This window comes from Botrimarina sp., assembly GCF_040219535.1.
Classification (GTDB): Bacteria; Planctomycetota; Planctomycetia; order Pirellulales; family Lacipirellulaceae; genus Botrimarina.
This window is the reverse complement of the sequence record NZ_JAVJSH010000028.1, coordinates 1-24115: the sequence shown is the minus strand read 5'-3', so window position 1 is coordinate 24115 and position 24115 is coordinate 1. Positions and strand designations below refer to the sequence as shown.

The 24115-nt window shown below is 64.7% G+C and carries 18 protein-coding genes and 1 pseudogene; 8 read left to right on the top strand and 11 right to left on the bottom strand.

All coding sequences use genetic code 11. From position 1 onward, the window contains the following. Window positions 1-291: 291 nt before the first annotated feature. Window positions 292-1473, bottom strand: a complete 1182-nt coding sequence (locus RIC11_RS16165; RefSeq protein WP_350213145.1) for an ATP-binding protein — start codon at window positions 1471-1473, stop codon at window positions 292-294. Between the two features lie 243 nt (window positions 1474-1716). On the opposite strand from RIC11_RS16165, the gene RIC11_RS16160 reads away from it, so the two are divergent. The 4 genes from RIC11_RS16160 to RIC11_RS16145 all read left to right on the top strand — a co-directional run bounded on the left by RIC11_RS16160 (window position 1717) and on the right by RIC11_RS16145 (window position 5982). Then, on the top strand, window positions 1717-2565 hold the full coding sequence (locus tag RIC11_RS16160) for a hypothetical protein (RefSeq protein ID WP_350213143.1): 849 nt from the start codon (window positions 1717-1719) through the stop codon (window positions 2563-2565). A gap of 203 nt (window positions 2566-2768) precedes the next feature. Beyond that, window positions 2769-2984 (top strand): hypothetical protein, encoded by a 216-nt coding sequence (locus tag RIC11_RS16155; RefSeq protein ID WP_350213141.1) that lies wholly within the window; start codon window positions 2769-2771, stop codon window positions 2982-2984. Then, window positions 2975-3235 carry a helix-turn-helix domain-containing protein gene (locus RIC11_RS16150; protein ID WP_350213139.1) on the top strand — a complete coding sequence of 87 codons (261 nt, stop codon included), beginning with the start codon at window positions 2975-2977 and terminating at the stop codon, window positions 3233-3235. Before RIC11_RS16155 ends, RIC11_RS16150 begins: the two co-directional genes overlap by 10 nt. Before the next feature lie 122 nt (window positions 3236-3357). Beyond that, window positions 3358-5982, top strand: a complete 2625-nt coding sequence (locus RIC11_RS16145; RefSeq protein ID WP_350213137.1) for a DUF3987 domain-containing protein — start codon at window positions 3358-3360, stop codon at window positions 5980-5982. 1201 nt (window positions 5983-7183) lie between these two features. Here the strand turns inward: RIC11_RS16145 and RIC11_RS16140 are convergent. From RIC11_RS16140 to RIC11_RS16110, 7 genes and pseudogenes are all read right to left on the bottom strand, one after another. Continuing rightward, entirely contained in the window at window positions 7184-7432 is a 249-nt protein-coding gene (locus RIC11_RS16140; RefSeq protein WP_350213135.1) for a hypothetical protein, read from the bottom strand. 67 nt (window positions 7433-7499) lie between these two features. Then, window positions 7500-7766 carry a hypothetical protein gene (locus RIC11_RS16135; RefSeq protein WP_350213133.1) on the bottom strand — a complete coding sequence of 89 codons (267 nt, stop codon included), beginning with the start codon at window positions 7764-7766 and terminating at the stop codon, window positions 7500-7502. A gap of 289 nt (window positions 7767-8055) precedes the next feature. After that, complete coding sequence (locus RIC11_RS16130) at window positions 8056-8283, bottom strand: hypothetical protein (RefSeq protein WP_350213131.1); 228 nt, start codon at window positions 8281-8283, stop codon at window positions 8056-8058. Further along, window positions 8280-8795, bottom strand: a complete 516-nt coding sequence (locus tag RIC11_RS16125; RefSeq protein ID WP_350213129.1) for a hypothetical protein — start codon at window positions 8793-8795, stop codon at window positions 8280-8282. The genes RIC11_RS16130 and RIC11_RS16125 overlap by 4 nt, the downstream gene beginning before the upstream one ends. Window positions 8796-8975: 180 nt before the next feature. Then, a complete protein-coding gene (locus tag RIC11_RS16120; protein ID WP_350213127.1) occupies window positions 8976-10253 on the bottom strand; it encodes a DNA polymerase III subunit beta family protein in 1278 nt (425 codons plus the stop codon). A gap of 114 nt (window positions 10254-10367) precedes the next feature. Further along, a complete protein-coding gene (locus tag RIC11_RS16115; RefSeq protein WP_350213125.1) occupies window positions 10368-10724 on the bottom strand; it encodes a hypothetical protein in 357 nt (118 codons plus the stop codon). Window positions 10725-11114: 390 nt separating this feature from the next. After that, window positions 11115-11582 (bottom strand): annotated as a pseudogene (locus RIC11_RS16110) (transposase); the annotation flags it as partial. A 285-nt stretch (window positions 11583-11867) separates the two neighbouring features. Here RIC11_RS16110 and RIC11_RS16105 point away from each other — a divergent pair. Beyond that, the gene (locus tag RIC11_RS16105; RefSeq protein WP_350213123.1) at window positions 11868-13310 is read left to right on the top strand and encodes a hypothetical protein; all 1443 of its coding nucleotides are present in this window, start codon (window positions 11868-11870) and stop codon (window positions 13308-13310) included. Between the two features lie 210 nt (window positions 13311-13520). Next, entirely contained in the window at window positions 13521-16919 is a 3399-nt protein-coding gene (locus RIC11_RS16100) for a GH92 family glycosyl hydrolase (RefSeq protein WP_350213121.1), read from the top strand. A gap of 178 nt (window positions 16920-17097) precedes the next feature. Here the strand turns inward: RIC11_RS16100 and RIC11_RS16095 are convergent, their stop codons facing one another. The 3 genes from RIC11_RS16095 to RIC11_RS16085 form a co-directional block, all read right to left on the bottom strand. Then, window positions 17098-17436 carry a DNA polymerase ligase N-terminal domain-containing protein gene (locus RIC11_RS16095; protein WP_350213119.1) on the bottom strand — a complete coding sequence of 113 codons (339 nt, stop codon included), beginning with the start codon at window positions 17434-17436 and terminating at the stop codon, window positions 17098-17100. 589 nt (window positions 17437-18025) lie between these two features. After that, window positions 18026-19168: a carboxylate-amine ligase gene (locus tag RIC11_RS16090; RefSeq protein ID WP_350213117.1), complete on the bottom strand. Its 1143-nt coding sequence runs from the start codon at window positions 19166-19168 to the stop codon at window positions 18026-18028. 57 nt (window positions 19169-19225) lie between these two features. After that, entirely contained in the window at window positions 19226-20383 is a 1158-nt protein-coding gene (locus RIC11_RS16085; protein WP_350213115.1) for a M20 metallopeptidase family protein, read from the bottom strand. Between the two features lie 736 nt (window positions 20384-21119). Here RIC11_RS16085 and RIC11_RS16080 point away from each other — a divergent pair. After that, the gene (locus RIC11_RS16080) at window positions 21120-22178 is read left to right on the top strand and encodes a hypothetical protein (RefSeq protein WP_350213113.1); all 1059 of its coding nucleotides are present in this window, start codon (window positions 21120-21122) and stop codon (window positions 22176-22178) included. 647 nt (window positions 22179-22825) lie between these two features. Further along, the coding region (locus tag RIC11_RS16075; protein ID WP_350213111.1) for a DUF1254 domain-containing protein at window positions 22826-24115 on the top strand (1290 nt) is incomplete at its 3' end.

Here is a 24115-nt window from a genome sequence, read left to right as displayed (position 1 = left end):
TTCCTCACGAAGCTCCGCGACCTCTCGCTCGAGCCGCTTGCAGTTCGGGCAGTCCGTCTCGGGTCCGCGGGCGTCCATGCACCCAAGCTAGACCCACTCAAACAAGGGCGCAATAGCGCGAGGGCGGTAAACAAGTACCGGACTTTTAATCTTGCGAGTGGCCTACATCGGTCTACACGCCCCTACGTTTCCCCCAGGATTCGTAGGGGTTTTTCGTTTCGGCAATCGGCCGCGATCGGGCGTTATCGGGGCCGCGTGGCGGGTTTATGGCGGGTTTCAATCGATGCGCCCTTACGGGCAATCTGGAATCGCCCTCCGCATGAAGTCGTCGAACAGAGGCACCGTGAAGCCCAACTCGCCGTGCCCTGGGCTGTAAATCATGCCCTTCCGGATGAGCTTTGCCCGCACGGGGCCGAGGCTAGTTACCTTGACCCCCTTCTTGTCAGCAACGTCACCGATCCGGTGAGGCCCGGGGCCAAGCTCTGCCATGATCCTGAGGACGTTCTTTTCGCCGTTGGTGCAGCGATCGAAGCGGACGCGAAAAAAGTTCTGATCCAGCCTTTCAATCGCGGTGTGCGTCGAAGCCTTAATGACGGCCACGGAAATGGGCTCGCACTCCGCAGTGTTCCAGGCCTGGTAGCCCCACTCCTGCACGAAGTAGGGGTAGCCGTTCGTCACCCGGAAGACCTCTTCAAGAGCGCGGTCCTCGAAGCCGACGCCCTCAGATTCGGCTGGGCCCCGCAAGGCGGCTGCAGCCTCGGCCTGATTGAGCGCTCCGATGTCAGGGAAGCCAAAGAGTCGCTCGGCGTACGATTTCGACTCCCCCGCCAACCCGGGCAAGATTGGCAGCCCGGCGCCGATGAGAACCAACGGCAGTTGACGCTGTTGGACTTTGTGCATCGCCATGATCAGCGACGACAGCTCCGTGCTATTGAAGTATTGGACCTCGTCAATCAAGACGGCGACGGCCTGTCCTCGCGAAGCGGCCGCTTGAGCAACGGCTACGATCAACTCCGGAAGATCAGCCTCAAGGTCTCCGCTGTCGGCAGACCCTTTTTCGGGATCGATGTCGAGCCCGACTGTTACCTCACCGACCTCAACGCGAAAGCCATCGAGGAAGCTCTTCAGGACGGCCATGCCGCGACGAACGGCGTTGCCGGCACCCTCGAGTCGATCCAGAGTGAAGAGAAGCTTGCGTAAGGCTGGCGCGATCGACTCGGCGAGCGACCGCGACTCGGTCGCCTCGATTTCCGCTGTCTGGTAGCCAATTGGGACCGCTCTTCGAGCGATCTCATTAAGCAGCACCGTTTTGCCTACTCCACGCAACCCGGTGAGCAGCAGACTCTTCTCGGGCCGGCCTTGCTTAACCCTGTGCAGTAGGACTTCCGCCTGCTGCAGGATTGGATCGCGTCCGACGAGCTCCCTCGGTGGCGCACCGGCACCCGGCGAGTAGGGGTTAGCCAGCGGATTCATAGGGGCAACCGCACAGGGGCAGGAAGGCCGGAGTCTTTACCAAAGTATACCGAAGTTCCGGTATACTTCGATATAAGGCTAGCTTCGCCAGACCTCCTTTCCCGTACAATCACGCCACCGGCCCGCGACGGCGGACCGGACCCCGAGCCAGCGGCTTGATCACCGCGTCGGCCTCCCCGCCCGCGTCCTCTCCTTGCGGCGCTGGCGGGGAGCCGGGCTCGCTTCGAAGCAAGGAGGTCTGCGGTGGAATCGGCGTTCGACACGCTGCAAGCGCGATTTCTTCATGCCGAGACAAAGCACCCAGAGATGCGGGCCATCTTAAGCCGCGGCCTCTGCCTGCTCGAGCCGGAAGATTACTGGTCAACGTACGGTGAGTCGCTCTCGATGGGCATCAACTCGGAGCCGCACTTTGAGTGGCGAATCGTTGCGTGGGCGCCTTTCGGCGCCCCCGAGTCGCGTCGTCAAAGCGCAGACGACTGGTACACATCCGAAGGTCGCGCCGCGGCGATGGACGCGGTGGCAGAGTTCCGTCGGCTTGCAGAGGATGCAGCGGCTATCCTTGGGCACGCAAGTCCCGGTGTGGCAACTTGGTTGCACTCGCTGTTCGAAGTCGCATGGAGGGAGCCCACGGACTCCTTCCTCACGGCGCACCGAGGATGGCCCGCTGAGCTGATACGACGCCGTGTACGCGCGAACTGCCTGCCTGGCGGCTGGATTCCGAGCCGCTCGTATCGGCCCTGCCTGCCCGTATCCGGACAGTACCTCAGCGTGCTTCGGTGCAACCTCTTCGCGGCCTCGGCGGAGGCGATGCGGCTGCTCGGACAAGGAGCTGGTTCAGATAGCGATGCCGCCCAGCAGCTGCCGCAATGGACCGAGGAATCGGTCCCGCAGGACTGCCGAGCTGACAAGAAGCCCGACGGAGAGCCTTGCACGGCCAAATGGGCGGAGAAGCGTTTCGGGATTCGTGGCTACGACCTAAGTCGCGCCCAGATTGAGAAGGCAGGCAAGGTAGGTCGTGCCGCAGTCTACCGCTACGACGACCTCCTCCCACTCGTGGATGAGAAGTCGAGGCAATTCGATGCCGAACTCTAGCGCAAAGTTCGCGCAACGTTGCGCCACGTCGCCTGACCCAGAAATTCTTTCTCGCGAAATCCCCGAGTCCGACGGAATTTCGCCCGGCTGAGATCACGCGCAACGTTGCGCCGGCGGACGTCTCGGTTTGAATCTTCGGCCAACACGGCACACGGAACCCACGCAGTGGGGTGTCGCCGTCGGCCTGAAGTCGCAAACCCGCTATGGCTGTCCTGACGCTGGGCGATATCGCCCGCCAGCATCACGCGGACAAGGACCGCGTGGCCTACCTAATCCGCTCTCGGGGCATCAAGCCGATCGGTCGGGCCGGTCACTACCGGCTGTTCAATCAGGCCGCCTCGGACGCTGTCGGCCGGCTGATCGATGAAATCGACGCCAAGCGGATCGCCCGCGAGTTGGAGGGCGAGCAGTGCAGGTAACGTTCGATAAGGACGACCTACGCGACCTGGTCCGCGAAATCCTCGCCGAGGCAACGGCTGCCGAGATCGACCTCCAGAAGTCGGACCGGCTCGCCTACCTCGAGCCGGAGGCAGCCGCGTTGCTTGGACTTCAGCCTCATCAGTTGAGGGACGCTCGGCTCCGCGGCGAAATCGTCGGCACCCGCGCCGGCGGGCGGATCGCTTACGAGAAGAGCGAACTGCTCGCTTACCTCGCCCGGAATCGCAGCTGATCACTCACCTGCATCGATATCGAGCCCTCCCCGCCGGGCTGCAACCCGGCGGGGGGCTCTCGTTCACAACTCGCCCTCGGCGCCGACAGGCAATCGCAGCCGAGCACGAACACGGATCCCCGATGATACCACAATCGTCCACTCGCGGAATTAACGGCCACGAAGCTTCGCCGCCGAAGCCGGTCGACTACGCGCTCGCCTACCGGCGCGCCGGGTTCAGCCCGATCCCCATCCGCACGGACGGCAGCAAGGCGCCTGCCATTAGGAAATGGGAGCCGTACACGGTCGAGCCCGCGTCGGAGGACGTTATCCGCGGCTGGTACGAGGGCGAGGGCGCGGGCTGCGGCGTGGCGATCATCCACGGCGCCGCAAGCGGCAACTCGGAGATCGTCGACTTTGACGAGGGCGACCTGTACGAGCCGTTCGTTGAGACGCTCGAACAAATACGCCCCGGCCTCGCCGCGAAGCTGACGGTCATCCAGACCCCGCGACCGGGGAAGCACGTCCTCTATCGGTGCGACGTGGTCGAAGGGAATCAGAAACTCGCGATGCGTCCGCCGACGCAAGAAGAGATCGACGCCGCCGCCGCCGAGGGGCGCCGCGGGGGGCCTGTCACACTGGTGGAGACCCGCGGCTCGCACGGCTACACGTTGGCGCCCGGCACGCCCGGCGTCTGCCACCCGACCGGCCGGCAGTACGTGGAGTTCGCGGGGCCTCCGATCCTCGAGGCGCCGAAGATTACGCCCGACGAGCGCGAGGCGATCATGTTCGCCGCGCGGTCCCTGGACCAGATGCCCGTGGTTGAGTCGACGCCCACCAAGCAGGTAATTACGCGCGAGTGGGAGGGCGAGCGGCCCGGCGACGCTTACGAGCGCGTCGGCTGGTCCGACATCCTCGAGCCCCACGGCTGGCAACACGTAGGCGCCAGTGGTCACCGCCAACTCTGGCGCCGGCCCCAAAAGTCGATCGGAGTGTCGGCGACGACGGGCAACGTGAGCGAAGAAGGTCGCGACCTGTTGTGTGTGTTCTCCACAAACGCGTGGCCGTTCGATGGCCCGACCACCGGGGGGAGGTGCTCGACGCACAACAAGTTCGACGCTTTCGCCCGGCTGAACCATGACCGCGACCACGGCGCCGCCGCTAAGGAGCTGCTGCGCCTCGGCTACGGCGATAAGCAGTCCCTGCTCAACGTCGACCCCGCGCTGGGGGAGCTCCCGCCCGATCCGGAAGAGCCGCCTGCGCCGCCGCCGGAGTGGCGCCCGTTCCCCACGCACCACCTACCCGATCCGCTCCGCTCGCTCGTGCAGGAAACGGCCGCCGCGATCGGTTGCGATGAGTCGATGGTCGGCCTGCCCGGGCTCGCGATCTGCGCCGGCGCGATCGGCGCGACCCGCGTTGCCCAGGTCAAGAAAGGCTGGTCCGAGCCGGCGATCTTGTGGTGTGTGCTGATCCACCCGAGCGGCGGCGTCAAGAGCCAAGGCCGCAAGGTGGTGCTCGAGCCTCTGCTTGCCCATCAACGCCGCGCACGCCGCGAGTACGAAGATCAGGTGCTGGCGTATGAATCGCTTCAGGCGGAGCACAAGAGGGACCTGAAGGCGTGGGAGAAATCTAAGGACGGCGGCCCGCCCCCCGAAGCGCCTGAGAAGCCTGTCGAGATCGAGTTCATCACGAGCGACGCAACGATCGAGGGCATGATCCGGCTGCTTAACAACAACCCCCGCGGCGCGGTCCTGGAGCGCGACGAGCTGGCGGGGTGGGTCCTGTCGTTCGACACGTACAAGAGCGGGGGCGGCGACGCCCAGAACTGGATCGGCGCCCACGGCGGCGATTACATGAAGGTGAACCGGGCGGGGCTTGGCAAGTCGCTGTACGTGCCACACGCGGCGGTGAGCGTGTCGGGCACGGTCCAGCCCGAGATCCTCGCCAAGGTCCTACACGGCGAGCACACCCATTCCGGGTTCGCCGCGCGGCTGCTGATGGCCGCGCCCCCGCTGAAGGTCAAACAATGGTCTGAGCGGGAGGTGAGCGACGCGTCGCAGCGGCGCTACGCCGAGCGGTTCGCTGATCTTCTGGACCTCGAGTTCGCGACCGACGCCGAGGGGGAGACCTACCCTCACCGGATTCCATTGTCGCCCGGGGCCCGCAAGCGGTTTATCACGTTCGTCAACGAGCACGGCCTCGAGGCCCTCGACTTGGGCAACGCCGAGCGGGCCGCCCACGCCAAGCTCGAGGGCTACGCCGCGCGGCTCGCCTTGGTCATGCAACTGATCGAGGACCCCGACGCAGACGAGATCAGCGAGGACATGATCACGCGCGGCATCGAGCTTGCTCGCTGGTTCAAGAATGAGGCGGCCCGGTTCTACCGGCGCGGCGGCCCCGACGCCCGCCCCGCCGTCGATGAGCGGCTGGTTGCCTGGATCGAGGCGAAGGGGGGCGTGGTCACGCCGCGGGACGTGCAGCGGAACCTGACCCGCTTCACCACCGCCGAGGCCGTCGACAAGGCTCTCGACAAGATCGCCGCCGCCAAACGGGGCGAGTGGTTGCCGTTCGAGACCAATCCGAATGGGGGTCCGCCTACCCGCCAATTCGCCCTGAAGGCCATACCGAGACCGACACAACCTCCCAAATCCCGGGATTTAGAGGGTCTTGTCGGTGTCGGTGGCCAATCGAATCGAGAAACTGCTTTTGACCAGTTCTCCGACGGGACCGACGGCTGCGTCCCGGTCGGGCAGGAGGTGGAGCTGTGAAGTTCCAACCCCCGACTCCTGAGGTGCTGGCGATCCTGGACAATCTGCTGGCCCAGAACGGCATAAATCGGCGCGTCGTCGATGGCCGGTTGAACATCACCCCCACTCGGGGGCCGCTCCGCAAGGATGACCTCGGGCTGATCAAGCACTACGCCGAGCCACTAGCGAGATGGATCACCGACGGGTCACCGACACCGACACAACCTCCTAAACCCCGGCGTTTAGCGGCTCCTGTCGGTGTCGGTGGCTGCCCGGAGTGTGGCGAGACCAATCCAGACCGCCACGTTTGGCGTGTCGACCGGGCAGGCGACCTCCTGAACCGCTGTGTCCCCTGCGGCTGCGCCTGGCGGTGGTCCGACCCGGCTGACGTTGTGCAGCACGGTCGCGAGCACAAGCGCGATGAGACTTAGAGGCGGGGAGCCGGGGCGCAAGTGATGTCATCCCGCCGATCTGCCACTTGCTCGCCACCGCGTCGACGCGCACCCGCTCGAGCGCGCCAATCCCTTGGGTGTCGACCTTCCGATTGCCGAGTCGATTGCCAGACGCATCACTGACGGGCGCCGCTTTCCCGCCCCAAAACCGCTGGCATTTTGGAGTCAATCTCTAAGCCTCGCGTTATGCGGGCGCACGCCCTCGAGCGACCACGCGCCCGCCCTCGACTCCCCACGCGAGGCCCCGCGCGAGGGCCGATCGTGCAAACGCTTTTCTCGGCGGCCGGCGGGGACTAGGCAAGCTGCGCGGTCGCCCGTGCGGTTTGCCGCTTTTTTGAGCGGCCCGGGCCGGCGGGGCGGACTGGACACTTCCCCGCCGCGGGAACGGCGGCGGGAGCTCGGCCCGGATAGCCTGAAACGCCCCTGAAAACCTGAAACGCCCCTGCCGGACCGCGGGAGCTCGGCCCGGCAGCGCGCAGCGGCGCCCTACGCGGCCGCGTGCGGGCCGACAGCGCCCCCGGGCGACTCGTGAGCGCCCTAGGCGGGGCGGGAGCGTAGGCGGGCCGCGGGAGCGGCTAGCGGGCGAGCTCGGCCGAGAAGAGCGCCACGAGCGGCGCCGGGCGGGCGGGAGCGGCGCCGGGCGTGAGAGTCGCCCGGATAGGCGGGAGCGGCGCAGCGGGCCGCAGCGGGGCGCGTGAGCGCATAGAAACGCCCGCCGCGGCATATCGGCCGGGCGGGCGGGCGGTCGCTTTAGATTGTCGCGCAGGCCGCTACGGCGGGCTATGCGGCGAGTAGCAGACTTGCGGCGCATGCCGGCGCCACACCTTGCGGGCGGTCGCCCGGCAGTGCGACCGGGCCGCGCGGAGCGACCCGGCCGCGGCCGCGCGGAGCGCCAGCCGGCCCGTCTGCGGGCTATATCTGTGGTGCAAGCCGCGCATATCGACGGCGCGGCTGGCGCCGTACAGCTCGAGCGCTTCGAACGCGAGCGCGTGCGATTGTTGGGCATCGGGGGAATGCATAGGCTTATCCCTTTCGGGTTATGGCGCCGTGGCGCCGAGGGGGTCGGTAGTTAGGACGCGGGGCGGGCTAGATTGGATTTCCGAACCGGTCAAAATCGACCGACCCTAGGTCGCCCTGCGCTTGCTCGAGCGCCGACAGCCAACCGCGTAGCGCTCGCACAAACTCCGCGCCGCCGTTGTCGAGAACCGCGGCCAGCTGCGCCACAACGGCGCCGCTATCCGTGCGCAGCTCGTGAACGGCGACGCGGGCGCCGTCCGCTCCCGCGTGGAACGGCGGCGCGCGAAAACTGGCCGTGTCGCTTGCGCGGCCGCGGCCTATCTCGTGAAGCGTCATAGCAGACCCCTAGTAAGCGCCGCGGGCGAGCGCCTGCGCGGCGAGGTGACATAGCAGCAGAACAAAGGCGAGCGGAACACCCGCGACGCCGAGCCAGTAGAAAACGCGCTCGGTTGGGGTCACGAGTCACCCCCCCGCGTCAGGCGGACGCGCGGCATCGGCTCGCCGCTTTCAATGCGGCGGGCGACGTCGCGCAGTAGCCAAGCAATCAAGCGACGCTGCGCGACCGCGGGCGGAGTCGCGGGCGCCGACAGTAGCCGCATAGCGCGGCCGAATAGGCGTGTCGTGGTCATATGCCGGCCCCGTCCCAGAAATGCGTGGTGTAGTCGCGCGTGGCGACCCAAAATCCGTGGCGGAAGAGCTCCGCCCGCGGCTGGCGCCGATACGCTTCGCCCGCGGCCGCGCTGTCGCCGAACCATTCAAGAATCGGCTGGCCTTGAAAGTAGCGCACGACGCATTCTCGGCCGTTGCGACACTGCGCGCTAATCCGCTCGGCTTGTTGTTCGGTGAGACTCATTGGTCACCCCCCGCGTACAGCTGGCCGAGCGCGGCGCAGTAGGCCAGCGGCGTGTCGCTATCCGCGTCCGCGTATTCTGTCCACGGTTCGCCCCAGTCTTGAACTTCCAACCGGGCCGACTCCGCTTCGCCGTAGCTGTCGAGCTCGCCCACAATCCGCACGGCCGGACCGCCGGTAGTTAGGAGAATCTCATAACTCGTGGCGCACCACGCGCCGCTGGCATATTCGCCGAATATGCGGAGCGACAGCGGGTCTTCGCTGATCCGCTGCGCCGCATCGTCCCACGACTCGCAATCGCCCGCGGCCGCTTCTAATTCGGCGAGCTCGGCCGCGTCGTCGGGATTGTCGGTCGCCCACGTGCGCAGCATAAGCGCGCGGAGCTCGGCGGCGCGGTCGGGATTGTCGCGGAGCTCGGCCGCTCGCTCACACCACTCCTCGCTGTACGCGTTGCTTTCTTCGCGAAGATCTTCTAACCGCCCCCAATCCAATTGGTACGCGGCTACCATTTCCACAATGGCGCGGTGAGCATTCTCGCCCACAGCGCGCAGACTTTCAGCGCTCACGGGTAGTCTCCCGATTCAAAGGAAAGCCGGCGCCGAGAATCGACGCGGGCCGGACAGAAAGCAAAGGCGCGGGGCGGGGCGCGACTCCCGCCGGCGGGCTAGCCCGTTACGCTCGCCACGCGGGGCGGACTAGCGGTCGCGGGCGAGCGGCATAATGACGGCCGTGAGCGACGCGGCCCGGATAATCACCGCGGAGTCGCCGTCGATAACTTCGAACGTCACGAGCTCGCCCGGGGCGCAGGGCGCCAGCGCGTCGGCCACAAAGCCGGGATTCAACCGCACGGCCAGCCGCGGCGAGTCGCTCGGCCAGTTATCGGCGCCCGCGACGTAGACGCGGGCGCTCGACTCGCCGCCTTCCGTTTCCCGCGTGAGCTCGCAAGCAAGGTACGGCGCCCGGTTCTCGACGAACTCCGCGACAAACGCGAAGTCGACCCACGGCCGATCGCCGCAGGTTAGCGCGGCTTGCTTGACAGCGGCCCGGAACGGCCCGGCTTCCACGGTGAAGACCGGCGGCGCCGTGCGGGCCGGGATAACGTCCTCCCAGCTGGGGAAGCGGCCTTCCAAGGCGAGCGTCGATAGTTCGAAGCCGGCCGCGGTCGCCTTTACGTATTTGGCCGTGCGGGCGATCGACACGCGCGAACCGGCGCCCGGCAGCTTTAGAAGCTTGCCGAGAAGCTTCGCCGCCTTGACGGGGAGAATCGTCGAATCGGCCCGCGGCCACAATTCGCTCGCCGCGGCGCCGTTTGTGCGGGACCAATGCAAGCGGCGCCCGTCGGTCGCGACGAACGACACGCTATCGGACCCGTCGCGGTCGCGGTGATGGCCGATCCAGACCCCGCCGAGCGCGTAGCGTGACGTTTCGTCGTCGGTCGCGCGGTGCGTCGCTTCGATGGCGTCGCGAAGCGTATCGTTCGCCACAACTACGTGGCCGAACTCGGCGCCCGTGTCCGGCAGCGGCAGCGCGTCGGGCGACTCGGTAACGTCGAACTCGGCGCGGCAGTGCTCGCCCCGCACGAGCAAGCGACCGCGGGCCGCTTCGATTGTGACCGTCGCGGATTTTGAGTCGCGGCAGAACCGGGCGAGCTCGTGCGGATTCAGCAGCACCTCGCCGGCCGTCGCGACGTCGGCGCCATCGACTCGCACGCGAAGCGACGTCACGCCGTCCGTGGCGAAGAGCTCCGCTTCTGAGTAGCCCGAAAGGGTAAGCCGGCAGAACTTCAGCGCCGGCCGCTTGCTCTTCGGCGGGAGTCGCTTCGGCGTGACAGCGCAGACCACGCGGAGCGCGGCGAGTAGCGCCTTTCCGTCGCACGTAACGCGGAGCGCGTCGGGCGCGGGCGACTCCGCGGGCGGGGCAACCGGCGCGTACGTGTTGGCGTAGACGGCGGCGGGAGTGGTGATAACGGCCATCGGTAGAACTCCTAACAGAGAGAAACGGCGCCCGCCGACGTGGCGAGCGAGAAACAACAACGGGCCGCGGCGGAGTTGAACCGCTCGCGATGGCGCCGGCCGGCCTGGGCGAGCTCAGTAGCCCGCGAGCTCGGCCGCGTGGTCGCGTTGCCAACCATCTAGCCTTTGCCAGCGGGGGAAGCGCAGGCCGCGGAGCTCGGGGAAGCCGCCGCACGGCTCGAGCGCGTCGAGCGCGTCGAGCGCGGCAATGCTGTCGTCGCTCCGGTCCCAGCCGCCGTCACAATCCGTGCCCCACGACTCGCAGCAGCGCGTCACGCAAGCGTGATCCGCGTCGTGCACCCACAGCGTGAACTCGCAGGCGTAGCCTTCCTCGCACGCCCCGCCGCTGGCATGCGTCAGCTGCTGGCCGGGCCGCAGCGTGAGCTTGACGGGGGCGCCGTTGTGAATGGTCCAGAAGCGTGCGTTTCGCATTACGTGTATCCCTTCGCGTGAGAGTGTGAATCGGGCGAGATATACACTCGCCGCACGCCCACACTATCGACGGAAATACACGGGAGACAATGCCTTACATGCTCGCGACGGGGCGACGGGACGGGTGTGAATACACAACGGGTCCTCCGCCAGGCGGCCCACGGGGGGCGGCGGGCCGCACACCGACGGTTAGATATCGAAGCGGCGCCCTTTTTTTGGCTATTACTACTACCACCGCGGGGTGGTTACCCTGGCGGGGTGCAGAGAGGCCCATAAAAGCCCCGGAGAAGCCCTGTGAGCGACCAAATTAGGCTCGGCGAGGACCTGATCGAGCGGAAAAGCAGGCCTCCAGAGGGGGCGAGGCGGCGCCCGGGGCGCGGGGCTGGCTCTTTACGCCTTCGGGTTCTTCGACGCCACGGACTGATTAGATTCTCTGACACCCCTGCTAAAACGGGTCATTAGCCGTGAATTAGTCGCCGGATGGGTAGGCGCCCTTATTGACTTATGCACAAGTAAGTTGACTTTCCGCAGTTCGAGTCTTGCCCATCGGAAGTGGCGGCGGAGGATTTGTTGTTCGGTCGCCTGCCGTGTGAGTTCGTCGTTGAGCGTTCCGTTGAGTTGGCCCGGGTTGTCCGGCGGGGCGCCCGCCAGCGGGCCCCACTTGCTCGTCGACCAAACGTGCTCGACCGGGTTGAGCTCGGGGGCGTAAGGGGGCAGCCGGTGGAACCGGGCATGAGGCCAGTCGATCTGGCGGAAGAAGTTCTCGGATTTTCCGTGCGCGCCAAGGTTGTCCCACACGACGCGCAGCTTGCGGCCCAACTCGAGCCGCAGGTCGTTGAGCAGCCCTACAAAGTCTTCCGCCTTGGCGGTTCGGCCGTCGCGCCGTCGATGGCAAGACGATGGCCAGGAACTCCTAGGTCACGGCGCCTGCTCTTGTCGCGATTCGCATACGGGTGGCTGACGTGGTACCTTGTGTGCGCGAATCGTTGGTTGACCAACGCGCATAGGCGAGCGGTCCGCAAGCCCACGGCTTTAGCTGTGACCGTCTCACTGACGCAGACGCTGCCGGCTTGTCCGCCGGACGAGCCAACTCAACGCATCGAAGCAGTCACATAAAGGTCGCGAAGCACGGAGACACGACGCATGGTTAGAGATCGAAGGCCTGCAAGTCCGGGACGGGTTGCCTCTGTCGTCGGGCTGTTCGTTTTTGGGCTCATCGGCGGGCAAGTGCGGGCGGGAATTCACGCCGGAGCCGCTGAAGCCGAGATCACACCGCCGGTTGGCTTAGAGATCCAACATTTCTTTCGCCAGAGCGAAGGGGTGCACGATCCCCTCTTTGCGCGGTGCGTAGTGCTGCAGGATGACGCCGGCGGCTGCGTCGCGATCGTTTGTCTCGATCTGATACTCGGCAGCTTCGAAGCGTGCGACGCGTTGAGAGAAGAGATCCGCCAACGGACCGGTATCGACAACACGCTGATCAACTTCAGCCACAGCCACTCGTCGGCAGCCCTCGGCCCCCGCGGCCAGAGCGCCGTGTCGAACGACTACGGCTCTCGCTGGAACGATGGAACGCTCGACGCGATCATCGGTATCGTGGCGGCCGCCCGGTCGCGGCTCGAGCCCGTCACGCTGAGCGTCGGCCGTGCGACAGTCGAGGTGGGGTTCAATCGAAGGAAATGGGACCCGGCTCGCGAAAAGGTGGTCATGCAAGTGAACCGCGAGGGTCCGAGCGTGCCTTGGGTCAATGTCCTGGTGGCGAAACCGACTGGTCGAGATGAGATTTCGACGGTCCTCTTCGAAACCGCGGCCCACCCGGTGGTGATCCCCCACACAACCAACAGGATCAGCGCGGATTTCCCTGGCGCCGCGGTCGCGTTGGTGAAGGAAGAGCTTGGCCCCGAGGTCATCGCGATGTTCGGCCAGGGGTGCGGCGGCAATGTCAACGCTTACCCGCTTCGGAGCTCTTACGAGCGGGCCTTGCACATAGGGCGACAGCTCGGCCGCGGCGTGGTCGAGGCGGTCCGCAACAGCGTCACGATCGAGGCGGACGCCTTGGACGTCCGGCAACAGCGAACGGCCCTGCCGTCCCATCCCTTGCCGACCTCCGACGAGGTAGACAGGTGGATGGCACAAGAAGCCGACCATCCCGATCGGATCGCCCAACTAGAGCGTATCGACCGCCTCTTGCGACGCGGAGGCTCACCGCCGCCCCGGCGGCTTGACGTCTCGATGCTGTCACTTGGCCAGCAATGGTGCCTAGTCGCGCTGCCGCACGAGATGTTCTGCGAGTACGAGCTTTGGATCAATCAGCACGCCCCCTTCGATCACACGATGACATTCGCCTACACCAACGGCTACGAAGGCTACATCGCGGTCGACGAGGCGCTTCGATTGGGCCCGGCGGGAGGCTACGAGGCCGCCTCGCTTCCCAACTGGGGCGGACAGGTGAAGACGAGGCACTTCGGTCCGCCAGCGGTCGGTTGCGAGAGGATCATCAAAAAGACGATCTCATCGTTGTGGCATGACGCTCCCGAAACGCCTTCGCCAGCGGGTGGGGCGGCATCCGAAGGAGACGGGACCCGTTGACCCTGGAGCCCAACGCATCGTGGCGATTCGCGTCAGCCGAGCTTTCGAGTCAGATTCACCCGGCGGCGAGCGTACGCGTTCCTTACGCTCGGTGGTCTGATAGGGCGAGCAGCCAGTTAAGAACGCGGTCCGTCGGCACGAGCGATATCAGTCGTCTGCTGTTATCCGATGTTTCCCGCCCGGTGACAATCAAGCCCACGAACGCCGGCTTTGATTGATGAAGGTGTAACTTACAACCACCGATCGTCAGTAGATGTCTCTCTGGTCGAAAAGCACGAGCTCAAATCTCCTCTTGCACGCAGACAAATAGAACCGATGAGAGCGCACTCATTTACCGCCGGTGGTGTCAGCGCCTTGCTGAGTTGGTTGCTGGCATCGGGCGCCATCGGCGCTGCGGCAGAGCCCTACGCTTACGTCGATCCACTCATCGGGACGGATCGTTTCAAGGGCTACACCCGTTGGAACGCCGAGGGAGAGGTTTTTCCCGGCGCTTCGGCGCCCTTCGGCATGACGCACCCAACGCCGCAAACAACCAAGCGCGGCTACCGGTACAGCGACGAAACGGTGTTCGGATTCTCCCTCGTGAATCACATGAGCGGGTGGCCCTCCGGCTCCAGCGGAAACGTCTTCCTAATGCCCGTGCCTGGCGGGTTGGACACGGACTCGCTTCACCCAAGACTCGACCACCACCGCGAAGAGGCGCGGCCCGGGTTCTACTCACTCGCCTTCGGCGAATGGAACATCGGCGTGGCCTTTGCGGCCCTGCCGCGAAGCTTCATGGGTCGAATCACCTACAATGACCCAGCAGAACAAAGCCTGCGCCTGTGGGACATCGACGAGATCTCCGTGGTCTCCGACCACGAGATACGCATCTACCGGTCTGGCGAATCGCAGTTCGTCGATCCGGCGCTTCGGCCCAAGGGATACTACCTGGTGATCCGCTTCGACCAACCCTTCTCGCATCGCCTAGAAGGCGACAGCCGTCGATCGGTGACGCTGAGCTTCGGCGGGTCGAACAACCTGGACACCACAGTTGAGATGCAGGCCTCGGTGTCCCGCACCGGCTACGAGCAGGCCCTCGAGAACGGCCGCGCTGAGATGCCGGTATGGGATTTTGGCGTCGTCGCTGAGAAGGCAGCCGATCTTTGGAGGGAGAAGCTCGGGCGGATCACCGTGAAGGGCGGAGACGAGAACGACAAGACGATATTCTACACGGCACTCTACCACGCCTATCTCTACCCTCAGGTCGCGTCCGACGTCGACGGTGACTACCCAGAACGGGGCGAAGAGCCCTTACTGGACGACGGATTCGTCCGGTACACCAACATATCCACCTGGGATATGGGCCGCACCCAGCTCCCTTTGATGGCGTTGCTGGAGCCGCGAGTCTACCGCGACGTGATCCGGTCGGTGCTAGCGACCTATGACAAGAGCGGATTAGTGCCCAACTACGCGATGTCGGGCAACCATACCGTCAACGCCATAGCCGACGGTTACTTCAAAGGGATTCGCGACTTTGATACCGACCTTGCCCGCCGAGCGATCGTAGACGAACTGCTCGAGCCGCCCTACTACGAAGAGGGTTTTGCCGAGTACGCGGAGTTGGGTTTCGTGCCCTGCGAGTTGCGCAACAGCGTTACCAAGACTCTCGAGTACGCCTTCAACGATCACTGCGGCGCCCTGCTCGCGCAGGCGCTCGGCGCCGCCGAGACGGCGGACCGGCTCAGTGCGCGCATATTTAACTACCGTAACGTGTTCAATCCTGGCGTCAGGCTGATGAGGTCGAGGGATGCAAGCGGCGCCTGGTGCGACGCCTCTGGCTTCAGCGAGGGCGATGCCTGGGGCTATTCGTGGTACGTGCCGCACAATGGAAGGGACCTGGTCAATCTCATGGGCGGCGCCTCGGCCTTCTGCGAGCTGCTAGACCGCGCCTTCGACGAGGGCTACTACATCCACGACAATCAGCATCTGTGGCACAACCCATTTATGTACGCTTACGCCGGCAGGTCTTGGAAGACTCAGCAGCGCACGCGTGAGATCCTCGAACGATGGTATCTCCCTACTCCGGGTGGCATACCGGGCAATGACGACCTCGGCTCAACCTCGGCGTGGTACTTGCTTGCCGCCATGGGCTTTTATCCGGTCAATCTGGGGACGCCGGAGTACGTCCTGACGAGCCCATTGTTTGACGAAATCATCATCCGGCCGTCCGACGGAAGGACTTGGACCATCCGAGCGGGCGACCACGCGAAGGAGCGACCATACATTCAGTCCGTAGCGGTCAACGGCGAGACATGGAACAAGGCCTACCTTACACACGACATCCTCCTGGCCGGCGGGGAGATCGCCTACGAGCTGGGCGAGCGTCCGAACACGCACTGGGCCGCCGACGAGAACGCTTTACCCACGTCCGTCACGCCAGGAAGCCCGCACTACGAGATCCAGGCTTTTGCGGCATCCAGCACAACGGTCCGCTCTGGTGAACCGCTCGAGCTCTCGATCAGGATCGCCAATAGCGGCGCTCGGGGCATGTACCACCTCGTCGTGCAGGAAACCGAGGAAGTTCGCCTGGAAGATTTTGTTCTCGTCGACCGAGGCGAGACGGTTGAGAAAGGTTTGCTCCTGAGATTGTATGCGCCCGGCACACATGAGCTGCGCTTGGACGGGAGGACGCTCCCCGTAGAAGTCGTCCCCATCCGGGAAGTGGGCGTGACGACCTTCGACTACCGGCTGGTCGCGGCAACGCCCCTTGTACGCAAGGGCGAACCGATCGAGATCCGAGCGGAAGCACGAAACACGGGCAGCTACCGGGGCGTCGCTCACCCGGTGATCAACTTAAATGGCGAGCCGTTCCCTCAACCAGAGATCGCGCTGGACCCTGGCGAGAAGCGACGAGTGGAGTATGCGGTCACGCCGGCCGGGACCGGATTCTACGATGTCTTACTGCCGGGTTCGAGCCCGCTAAGGTCCAAAGTGTACGATCGCCCCGACGGCTCGCTGGCCGCCTGGTATACCTTTGATCGCGACGAGGAAGGCATCGTGTTTGACGATTCAGGCTTCGGCAACGATGGCGTGGTAAGAGGGGCGGTGCAGTACGTCGATGGCGTCGACTCACTGGGTTTGTTTCCAAACCGTCAGGGGTATGTGGAGTTGCCCACGACCCCCAGCCTGGATGTCACCGGCCCTACGATCACCATGATGGCGTGGTATTACCCCAGCGACGAAGACGGGCGCACATCCATACTGACCAAAGGTGGCGAACACATGCTCAAATTTAACAACCGCTGGGTTGGCAAGTTCTGCGCTGGCGGGTGGGGACGCGGGAGCTGCGAATTCCGGCTGCCGGACGACTGGAACCGGTCTTGGAGACACTTCGCCGGGGTTTGCCGGGGCGACTCCTTGTGCGCCTATATCGATGGCGAATTGGTTAGCACGCACCAGGCTAGCACTGACACCATCATCGCTAATCCATTCCACTGGAACATCGGTCGGAATGAAGAGATAAAGTCGGGCTACCCAAACGGCGTTATCGATGACGTGCGGGTCTACAAGGAAGCGCTCGATCAGGAGCACATCCGCGCTATTGCTCGGAAGTATGAGCCAAGCTGATAGGGTCGGCGCAGATCCGTACACGCCACGCTGGAACGGTTCGCCTGCCAAGCGTGCCGGCTGCAAGAGAAGGTCTTGGCCGAAGACGGCCGTTGCCTTCCCCCTCAAACCATGCCATTCAGATCGCGTTAAGTCGCGACGGTTGGTTCTTTGGGTGAGACAAGAGAGTCGGGGGAATCTACGCTGCGTTGCTTAGACTAACGGGATGGGGCGGGCGCATGCTGAAGCGAGACTCTGGCACGTGACAAACAGCTCTGCCCATAGGCTCTGCTCCGGCGAGCGGGTGGTCTTCGGCCTCGACGGCCAGGCGTTTCTGCTGCGGGTCGAGCGAGGGCCCCTTCGGCACGGCCGAGCTCTTGAGGACGCCGCCCGCGGAGAGCCGGAGGTCGTAGTGCAGCCGACGCGCCGCGTGCTTCTGGACGACGAAGAACGGGCCGTCGATGGCGGCTTCGGCCTCGGCCCCCGGCTCGGGCGTGCGATAAAAGCGGCGTTTTCGGCGGTACTTGTCGAGAGCCATTCGTCGTTTTGTATCTTTCCACTTGCTCTTCTGCTGCGGCCTACCAGCAAGGCAGTGTATCGAGCACGAGGTGGGTGACGCTGACAAAGGCGAACGACCCCCCTCTCGCACGCTGAGCCTCCAAGCCAAGCGAGCGATTTGTACCGCCAGGGCGTTGCCGAAGGCTGACCTGCCCGCCTATCGTAGGGGCGCTTGGAGCTTGTCGCCGACAGCTCCGAACTGAGCAAGTGGGCGACTCACGGCGGGGGGGAAGACGAGGTAGTCCAGGACACACGACGCGGTCGGGTTGACAGGACGGTCGGCGAGACGGAGCTCGAGGTTTCGCTCATCACCGCGGAGATCCGATCCATGTCACAGCTGCGGGACGAGGTTTGCCCCGGGTTGCCGTCGCGCCTACGCCGTCCAAGCGGACCCGATGCTGCCGGACGGTCGACAGCAGATCCGCTGCGAGTGCGGCCACCTTCTTCGCGATTTGAACGGCGCGACACGCTACACCTACTGGCTGAAGGACGAGACGCCAAGCGGCGGCCTTGTCAGGGGGACCGACGAGGGCTCGAGCCGGGGCGATGCACCGCCTTAGCACGCGATACTAGACGGCATTGCCGCCTTTGGCGGCCGCTGAGATCCGCGACTCTGACGTCAACTGCCGGACGACGCTCGCGAGGTCGCCGTGCTGGTCGTGCAAGTCGAGCTGCCGTTGCGACCAGCCGGTACCCCTCGTCAGGCTCTCGCCCTTCGCGAGCCAGTGTTCGCAGCCCAACTTGCGGGCCGTGGGCGAGAGGACTTCGGTGAGCTGCGAAACAATCGCCCGGGCCGGCTTCGTCTCGTGGGTAGACTGATCGACGAGGTCCGCCTCGACGCCGAATCGGGCGGCGCGCCACTTGTTTTGACGCACCATCATCGGGTGGCAGTCGTGCTGGTAGGCGCCGTTGTCGATTTCGTCGGACAAGTGTCGCACCAGGCATTGTATCAGCGCGGCGAGCGCCAGGGTGTGCTCGAGGTTGCCCGGCATGTCGCAGACGCGGACCTCCACGGTGCCGAAGTTGTGATGGGGCCGAACGTCCCACCAGATCTCGCGGATGGTGTTGATGAAGCCGGTCCCCACCATGTGGTTCACGAGCCACACGTACTCGCTCCAGTTGCGCATCAGCGTCGGTAAGCCCGCCGTCGGGAGGCCCTCCATTACCTTCGACCGATAAGACTGAAGGCCCGTCCGCCGCCCCTCCCAGAACGGGCTGCTCGTGCTCATCGCCAGTAGCGTCGGCAGGTGGCGCATGATGCGGTCGCAGATCATCACCGCCTTGTCGCCCGAGTCGACCCCCACGTGCACATGCAGCCCGAAGGTGATCAGCCTCCGGGCCATCTCCTGCAAGAGGTTGACCAGACCGAGGTACCGCTCGTCGACCGTCACCCGTTGGTCACGCCATAGCGAGAACGGGTGGCTCGCCCCCCACCACAGCCGCAGGCCGACCACGTCGGCTGCGCGCTCGACTCGACGCAGCTTCGCCTCCAAGTCGGCCTCGGCCTCGTCAACCGATTCGCACACCCCGGTGTTGATCTCGAGGACGCATTGCATGAGTTCGTGCTTGACCCCCGCCGCGTCGTCGCCCAGCTCGGCCGCCAAGTCATCGAACGCGTTGGCGAGCGCCATCGTCCGCTCGTCGACGAGCCCCAACTCGATCTCGACCCCCAGCGTGGGGCGGCTGTTGCTCGTAAAGCCGATCTTCGCCATAGCACAAGCCTCTCTCCCCTCACGCGAAGGGCTGAGCTTATCCCGATCGAGGGGGGACTAAGGACGCCTCGCCGCGTCGGGTTTGCTCTCTTCGACGACGGCCGCGGCGAGTATCTTCGCGCCGATCGGCAGGCAGCGTTCGTCGATATCGAACAAAGGGGTATGCAAACCGAATGCCGGAGCCGCGGACCGGGCCGCGCCAAGCCGGAACATCATGCCCGGCACGTGGTCGAGATAGTAAGCGAAGTCCTCGCCGCCCATGCTCGGCCGCCCGATTTGCTCGACGCGATCGGCGCCCAGCAGCGAGCGAGCGACGCTCGCCACGAGGTCCGTAAGCCGTGGGTCGTTCTCCACGCCTGGCAGATGGGCGCCGAACTCCACGTGGATCTTGGTCCCGGTGAGTCCAGCGATCCCATCGGCGAGGTGGGCGACCTGCGCGAGGGCTTGGCTCCTCACGTCGCCGCCCAGTGAGCGGACCATGCCCGCCAACTCGACGTGGCTGGGGATAACATTGGTCGTGTGGCCGCCACGCATCTTCGTAATGGCCAGGACGCACGAATCCTGGCTGTCGATGGAGCGGGGAACGATCTGGTAAAGCGAGTTGATCAGTAGAGCCGAGGCGGCGATCGGGTCTCGGCACTCGTGGGGCCTGGCCGCGTGCCCGCCAACCCCCTCGATCTTGATACGCAGGTCGTCGCAGTGAGCGGTAAACGTCTCGGCCCGCACACCGATCACTCCGGCCGGTCGGCTTGGATCGACGTGCAGGCTGAGGATGCTGGCCACCGCCGCGAGCTCTCCTTCGGCGATCATCTGTTTGGCGCCGGTCGCTGTCTCCTCGGCGGGCTGGAACAGCGCGCGCCAGCTGACGGGCCACGGCAGTTCTCCGGCCGCCGCCGCCGTGTCCAGCGCGAGCGCCGCCCCGTAGACGCAAGCCGCGTGGGCGTCGTGCCCGCAAGCGTGCATCACGCCTTCGGCCCGGCTGCGGTACTCAACTTGCTTTTGGTCTTGGATTGGCAGCGCGTCGATATCGCCACGCAACGCGACGCGCCTCGGGGCCGTCTGGTCCGCGCTGTCGGCCACGAGCCCGCGGCCGTCTTGGAGCGACCGCACCCGAACACCGTGCCCCTCGAGCAGCTCACAGAGCCGCCGGGTCGTTTCCACCTCTTCACCGCTGAGTTCTGGGTGGGTGTGCAGCTGCCGGCGCAGCGTCACCATCTCGCCAGCGCACCTGTCGACCACATCCCACAGGCGCTCACGCCATGCCGCGGTTTCGAGCTGGGCTGTCAGAAGAGCGTCCTCCGGCGAACGGCTGACCAAAGACCGACCATTGTCGACACGGAGCCAGATTGTCGCCGATTGCCGCGGTTCTGTCAGCAGTGCGGGCCTGGGCTGCAGCCAGCCTAAAGGGGGCGCCTCGCCCATAACCGCAAAAGTAGTGGCCGTGCGTCGCCACGAGGAGAGCCGATCCGCGAGCGTTCCTCAGCCGCCAAATCCGCCCGCCAGCGTCATCACCCGATCGCGTTAGCGCGTCGATCCCCTGCGTGCGTCCGCACGCGTCAGGCCGAGGCGCTGCTCGGCGATTTTCCTACGGAGGAGGCCCTCCCCGCGCCCAGAGCCGGCGTGACGCGACATCTCAAAGTCGGCTTTGCACGTCCTCAAGTTCGGGCTCCGCTCCACTTAGCGCTCTTCTTTGATGTCACAACGCGCACAGCCAGCCGCAGTCGCTGGCGTCACAACGTGTCTGCTGCTGTCTCTCGCTGGTATTTGCCGGGCGACTACCGTTCTAGACGATGGGTTTGACGATCTCAGCCTTTGGGATGATCTGTCGACCGTCGTCGCATGGGACGACTCGGGTATACCGGGGGCGTCGATCTTCGACACGACGTCGGGCGGCGTCGCCCTCGACTGGTCGTCTCAGAGCCGGATCGGCTTCGGGGCGGACCAGACTCGGATGTTCCAGGCAATCGATCACCGCTTCGCGCAGCCGATCCAGCGGGGCGATGGCGTCACGATTAAAATCGACTTCTCCGCGAAGTGGGATACCCGCCCCTTGCATAACGAGGGGAGTCGATTCGTTCTGTCACTGAACCACGACTACCCATCCGGCGGCCTCGACCTCACGCCGGAAGGACACCCGGCAGCTCGGGTCGGCGACTTCGCCTTCAACAACGGCGCCGCGTGGGCTCGGCCGGCGTACAGCCTGCGGCTGCGGACACTGAATAAAGAATCGCTCCTGGCCTTCGGTGGCGGTCCCGATATCGACGGGAACTACGAAGCGACCGAAGCGACCTGGCTGCCCGGGTTCATCCAATCGCCCGGCGGTCCGAACAACCCCGCGGGCGGCAGCCCCGAGGTGGGGGTTCCCGGCGTCGTCGGCGCGGGCCTCGGGCGGTATTCCCAAGAGGAGTTTCTCGACTACCGCTACGTAATCGCTCCGCTCGAGCAGCAGCTCTGGATCGATCTGGACGGCGACGGCGAATTCGATGAGCTTAACGAAACAGGCGTAAGCGAGCTTGTGGGGTCTCAGCCGATCGCGACGCCGACGATCGAGCTCGGCGGGACCGACTACACACGCGCGTTCAACACCATCGAGGGGATCCGGTTGTTTTGGCGTGGCCGAGCCGGCTCGGCGCAAGCGATCGTCGATTCCCTTCGCGTCATCGTCGATGGCCTCGACGAGCAACTCGCCGGCGACTTCAACCACGACGGGTACGTCGACGCGGCCGACTACACCGTTTGGCGGGACACTCTCGGATCGACTGCGGACCTAGCCGCGGACGGCGACGGGTCGGGCAGGATTGACCAAAACGACTACGTTGTCTGGCAACAAAACTTTGGCGCGACGTCAGCACGACCGAGATCCGTCGCCATTCCATCGGTCCCCGAACCAGCGTCGACTACGGCGCCGGGCCTCGCGGCGATCTTTCTGGTCGCGGTTCGCGACAATCGCGGTTGGCGGGGCTACCCCTGGCGCCCGTCGGAACCGGGGATCAAAGCGCGCAGCGGCTGAGCCGACTCCTTCGTTTGGATCGTGCGCTTCAATCGAAGCGTCTCGGAGGCCTCGCCGATTCGAGCAGCCGCTTGCCGCTTTACGCAGCTTGGCCGGACGGCGTTCCGATCGCCCCGTAGGATCGGCTTCGGCGCCGAGGTGATGTCCACCGACGCAGATTCGGAACGGCTGGCTAGACCCCCATGCCGTCTCGCCCAACTGCTGGCGGTGTCCCAGCCGACGGACGACCTCAGCAGATTCGCGGGGCGGCGAGCTTGCTGGTGGTGGTCCAACCGACGAGCTCTTGAGAGATCGCGACCTGGCCGCGGTAGCGAGACCACCACGAAGGCAATCCTCCGATCCTAGCGGAGGAGGCGTCCTCTGAAGTTCGCGATTCTCAAGAGTTGGCTTCTAGCAAGTGGACCACGTGTGCAGTCGTCCGGCAAGCCGAGAGTTCTAGGTGATGTCCGGAGCGAGAAGAGAGAGCTATAATTAATATCGCAGGGGCGGGCTGGCGGTTCGCAGCTTCCAAACCAGACAAACGGCAGGCGATCTCGTACTCATTACAAGTATCAATTCGACTGACCGAAGCCCCCATCGACCGGATGGCGAAGTTAATCCCGTGAACCTGAGTCAGCAGACTCATTCATCATCATCCAATGACCAGCATGAAACCAAACACCATCGCCTACGCTGCTCTCGCAGCCGTCTCGCTCACTTACACCGCGAAGGCCGCCGAAACATCAACAGCCCCCTCTCCAGCGGAAGCCAAGATCATCGCTGAGGAGGGCTTTATTTACGGCCTGCCGATCGTGATGAACTACGCCGTGATGTATGAATATGCCGTTGACAAGGAAAGCAGCCAGTTCAAAGCGCCATTCAACCAGATCAAGAACGAGCCGCGCGTTTACACCTATAAGGACACGGCGGTCATCACACCAAACAGCGACACGCCCTACTCGTTCGCCTGGCTTGACCTCCGCGCCGAGCCGATCGTCCTGACCGTGCCGGAGGTCGAGAAGGACCGCTACTATGCCGTCATGCTGTGTGACGGCAATACCTACAACTACGGCTACATCGGCAGTCGGGCCACCGGGAACGACCCCGGCAGCTACATGGTTGTCGGACCCGATTGGAACGGTGAAAAGCCGGAAGGTATCAAGCAGATCTTCCAATCCACCACGTCCTTCTCCCTCGTCGCCTATCGCACCCAGCTCTTCGACCCAGAAGACATGCCGAACGTGATCAAGGTCCAGGCAGGCTACCAAGTGGAGCCGCTTTCCGCCTTCCTTAAGCAGCCCGCGCCCGCCGCCGCTCCGGCGATTGACTTCAGTCCGGCGACCACCGAAGGCATCAAAGAGAACTTCTGGAGCTACCTCGACGCCGCGCTTGAATACGTTCCGGAAACGGACATCGACAAGGACATCCGCGTTAAGCTTGCGACCATCGGCATCGGCCCGAACAAGACCTTCGATTTCAAGGACCTTTCGCCAGAGCACAAGGAGGCTATCGTCGAGGCAATGACGGAAGGCGACGCGAAAGTGACTACGTATCTCGCCGACCGCATCAAAAAGATTAACAACTGGAACGTCGGAGCCTTCTTCGGCGACCAGAAATTCTTCAACGGTGACTGGCTCAAGCGTGCCGCAGGCGCCAAGGCCGGTCTCTACGCCAACGACGCAATCGAAGCAACCTACCCTTACACCCGCGTGGACGGCAAGGGCGAGACGCTCGATTGCAGCAAGAACAACTACACCATCACCTTCCCCGCAGGTCAGTACCCGCCGGTGAATGCCTTCTGGTCGGTCACGATGTATGATGGCAAAACCCAGTACCTGATCGAGAACCCGATCAACCGCTACCTCATCAACTCACCGATGATTCCGAACATGAAGAAGGGCGAGGACGGATCTCTCACCCTCTACATCCAGAAAGACAACCCCGGCGGCGATAAGGAT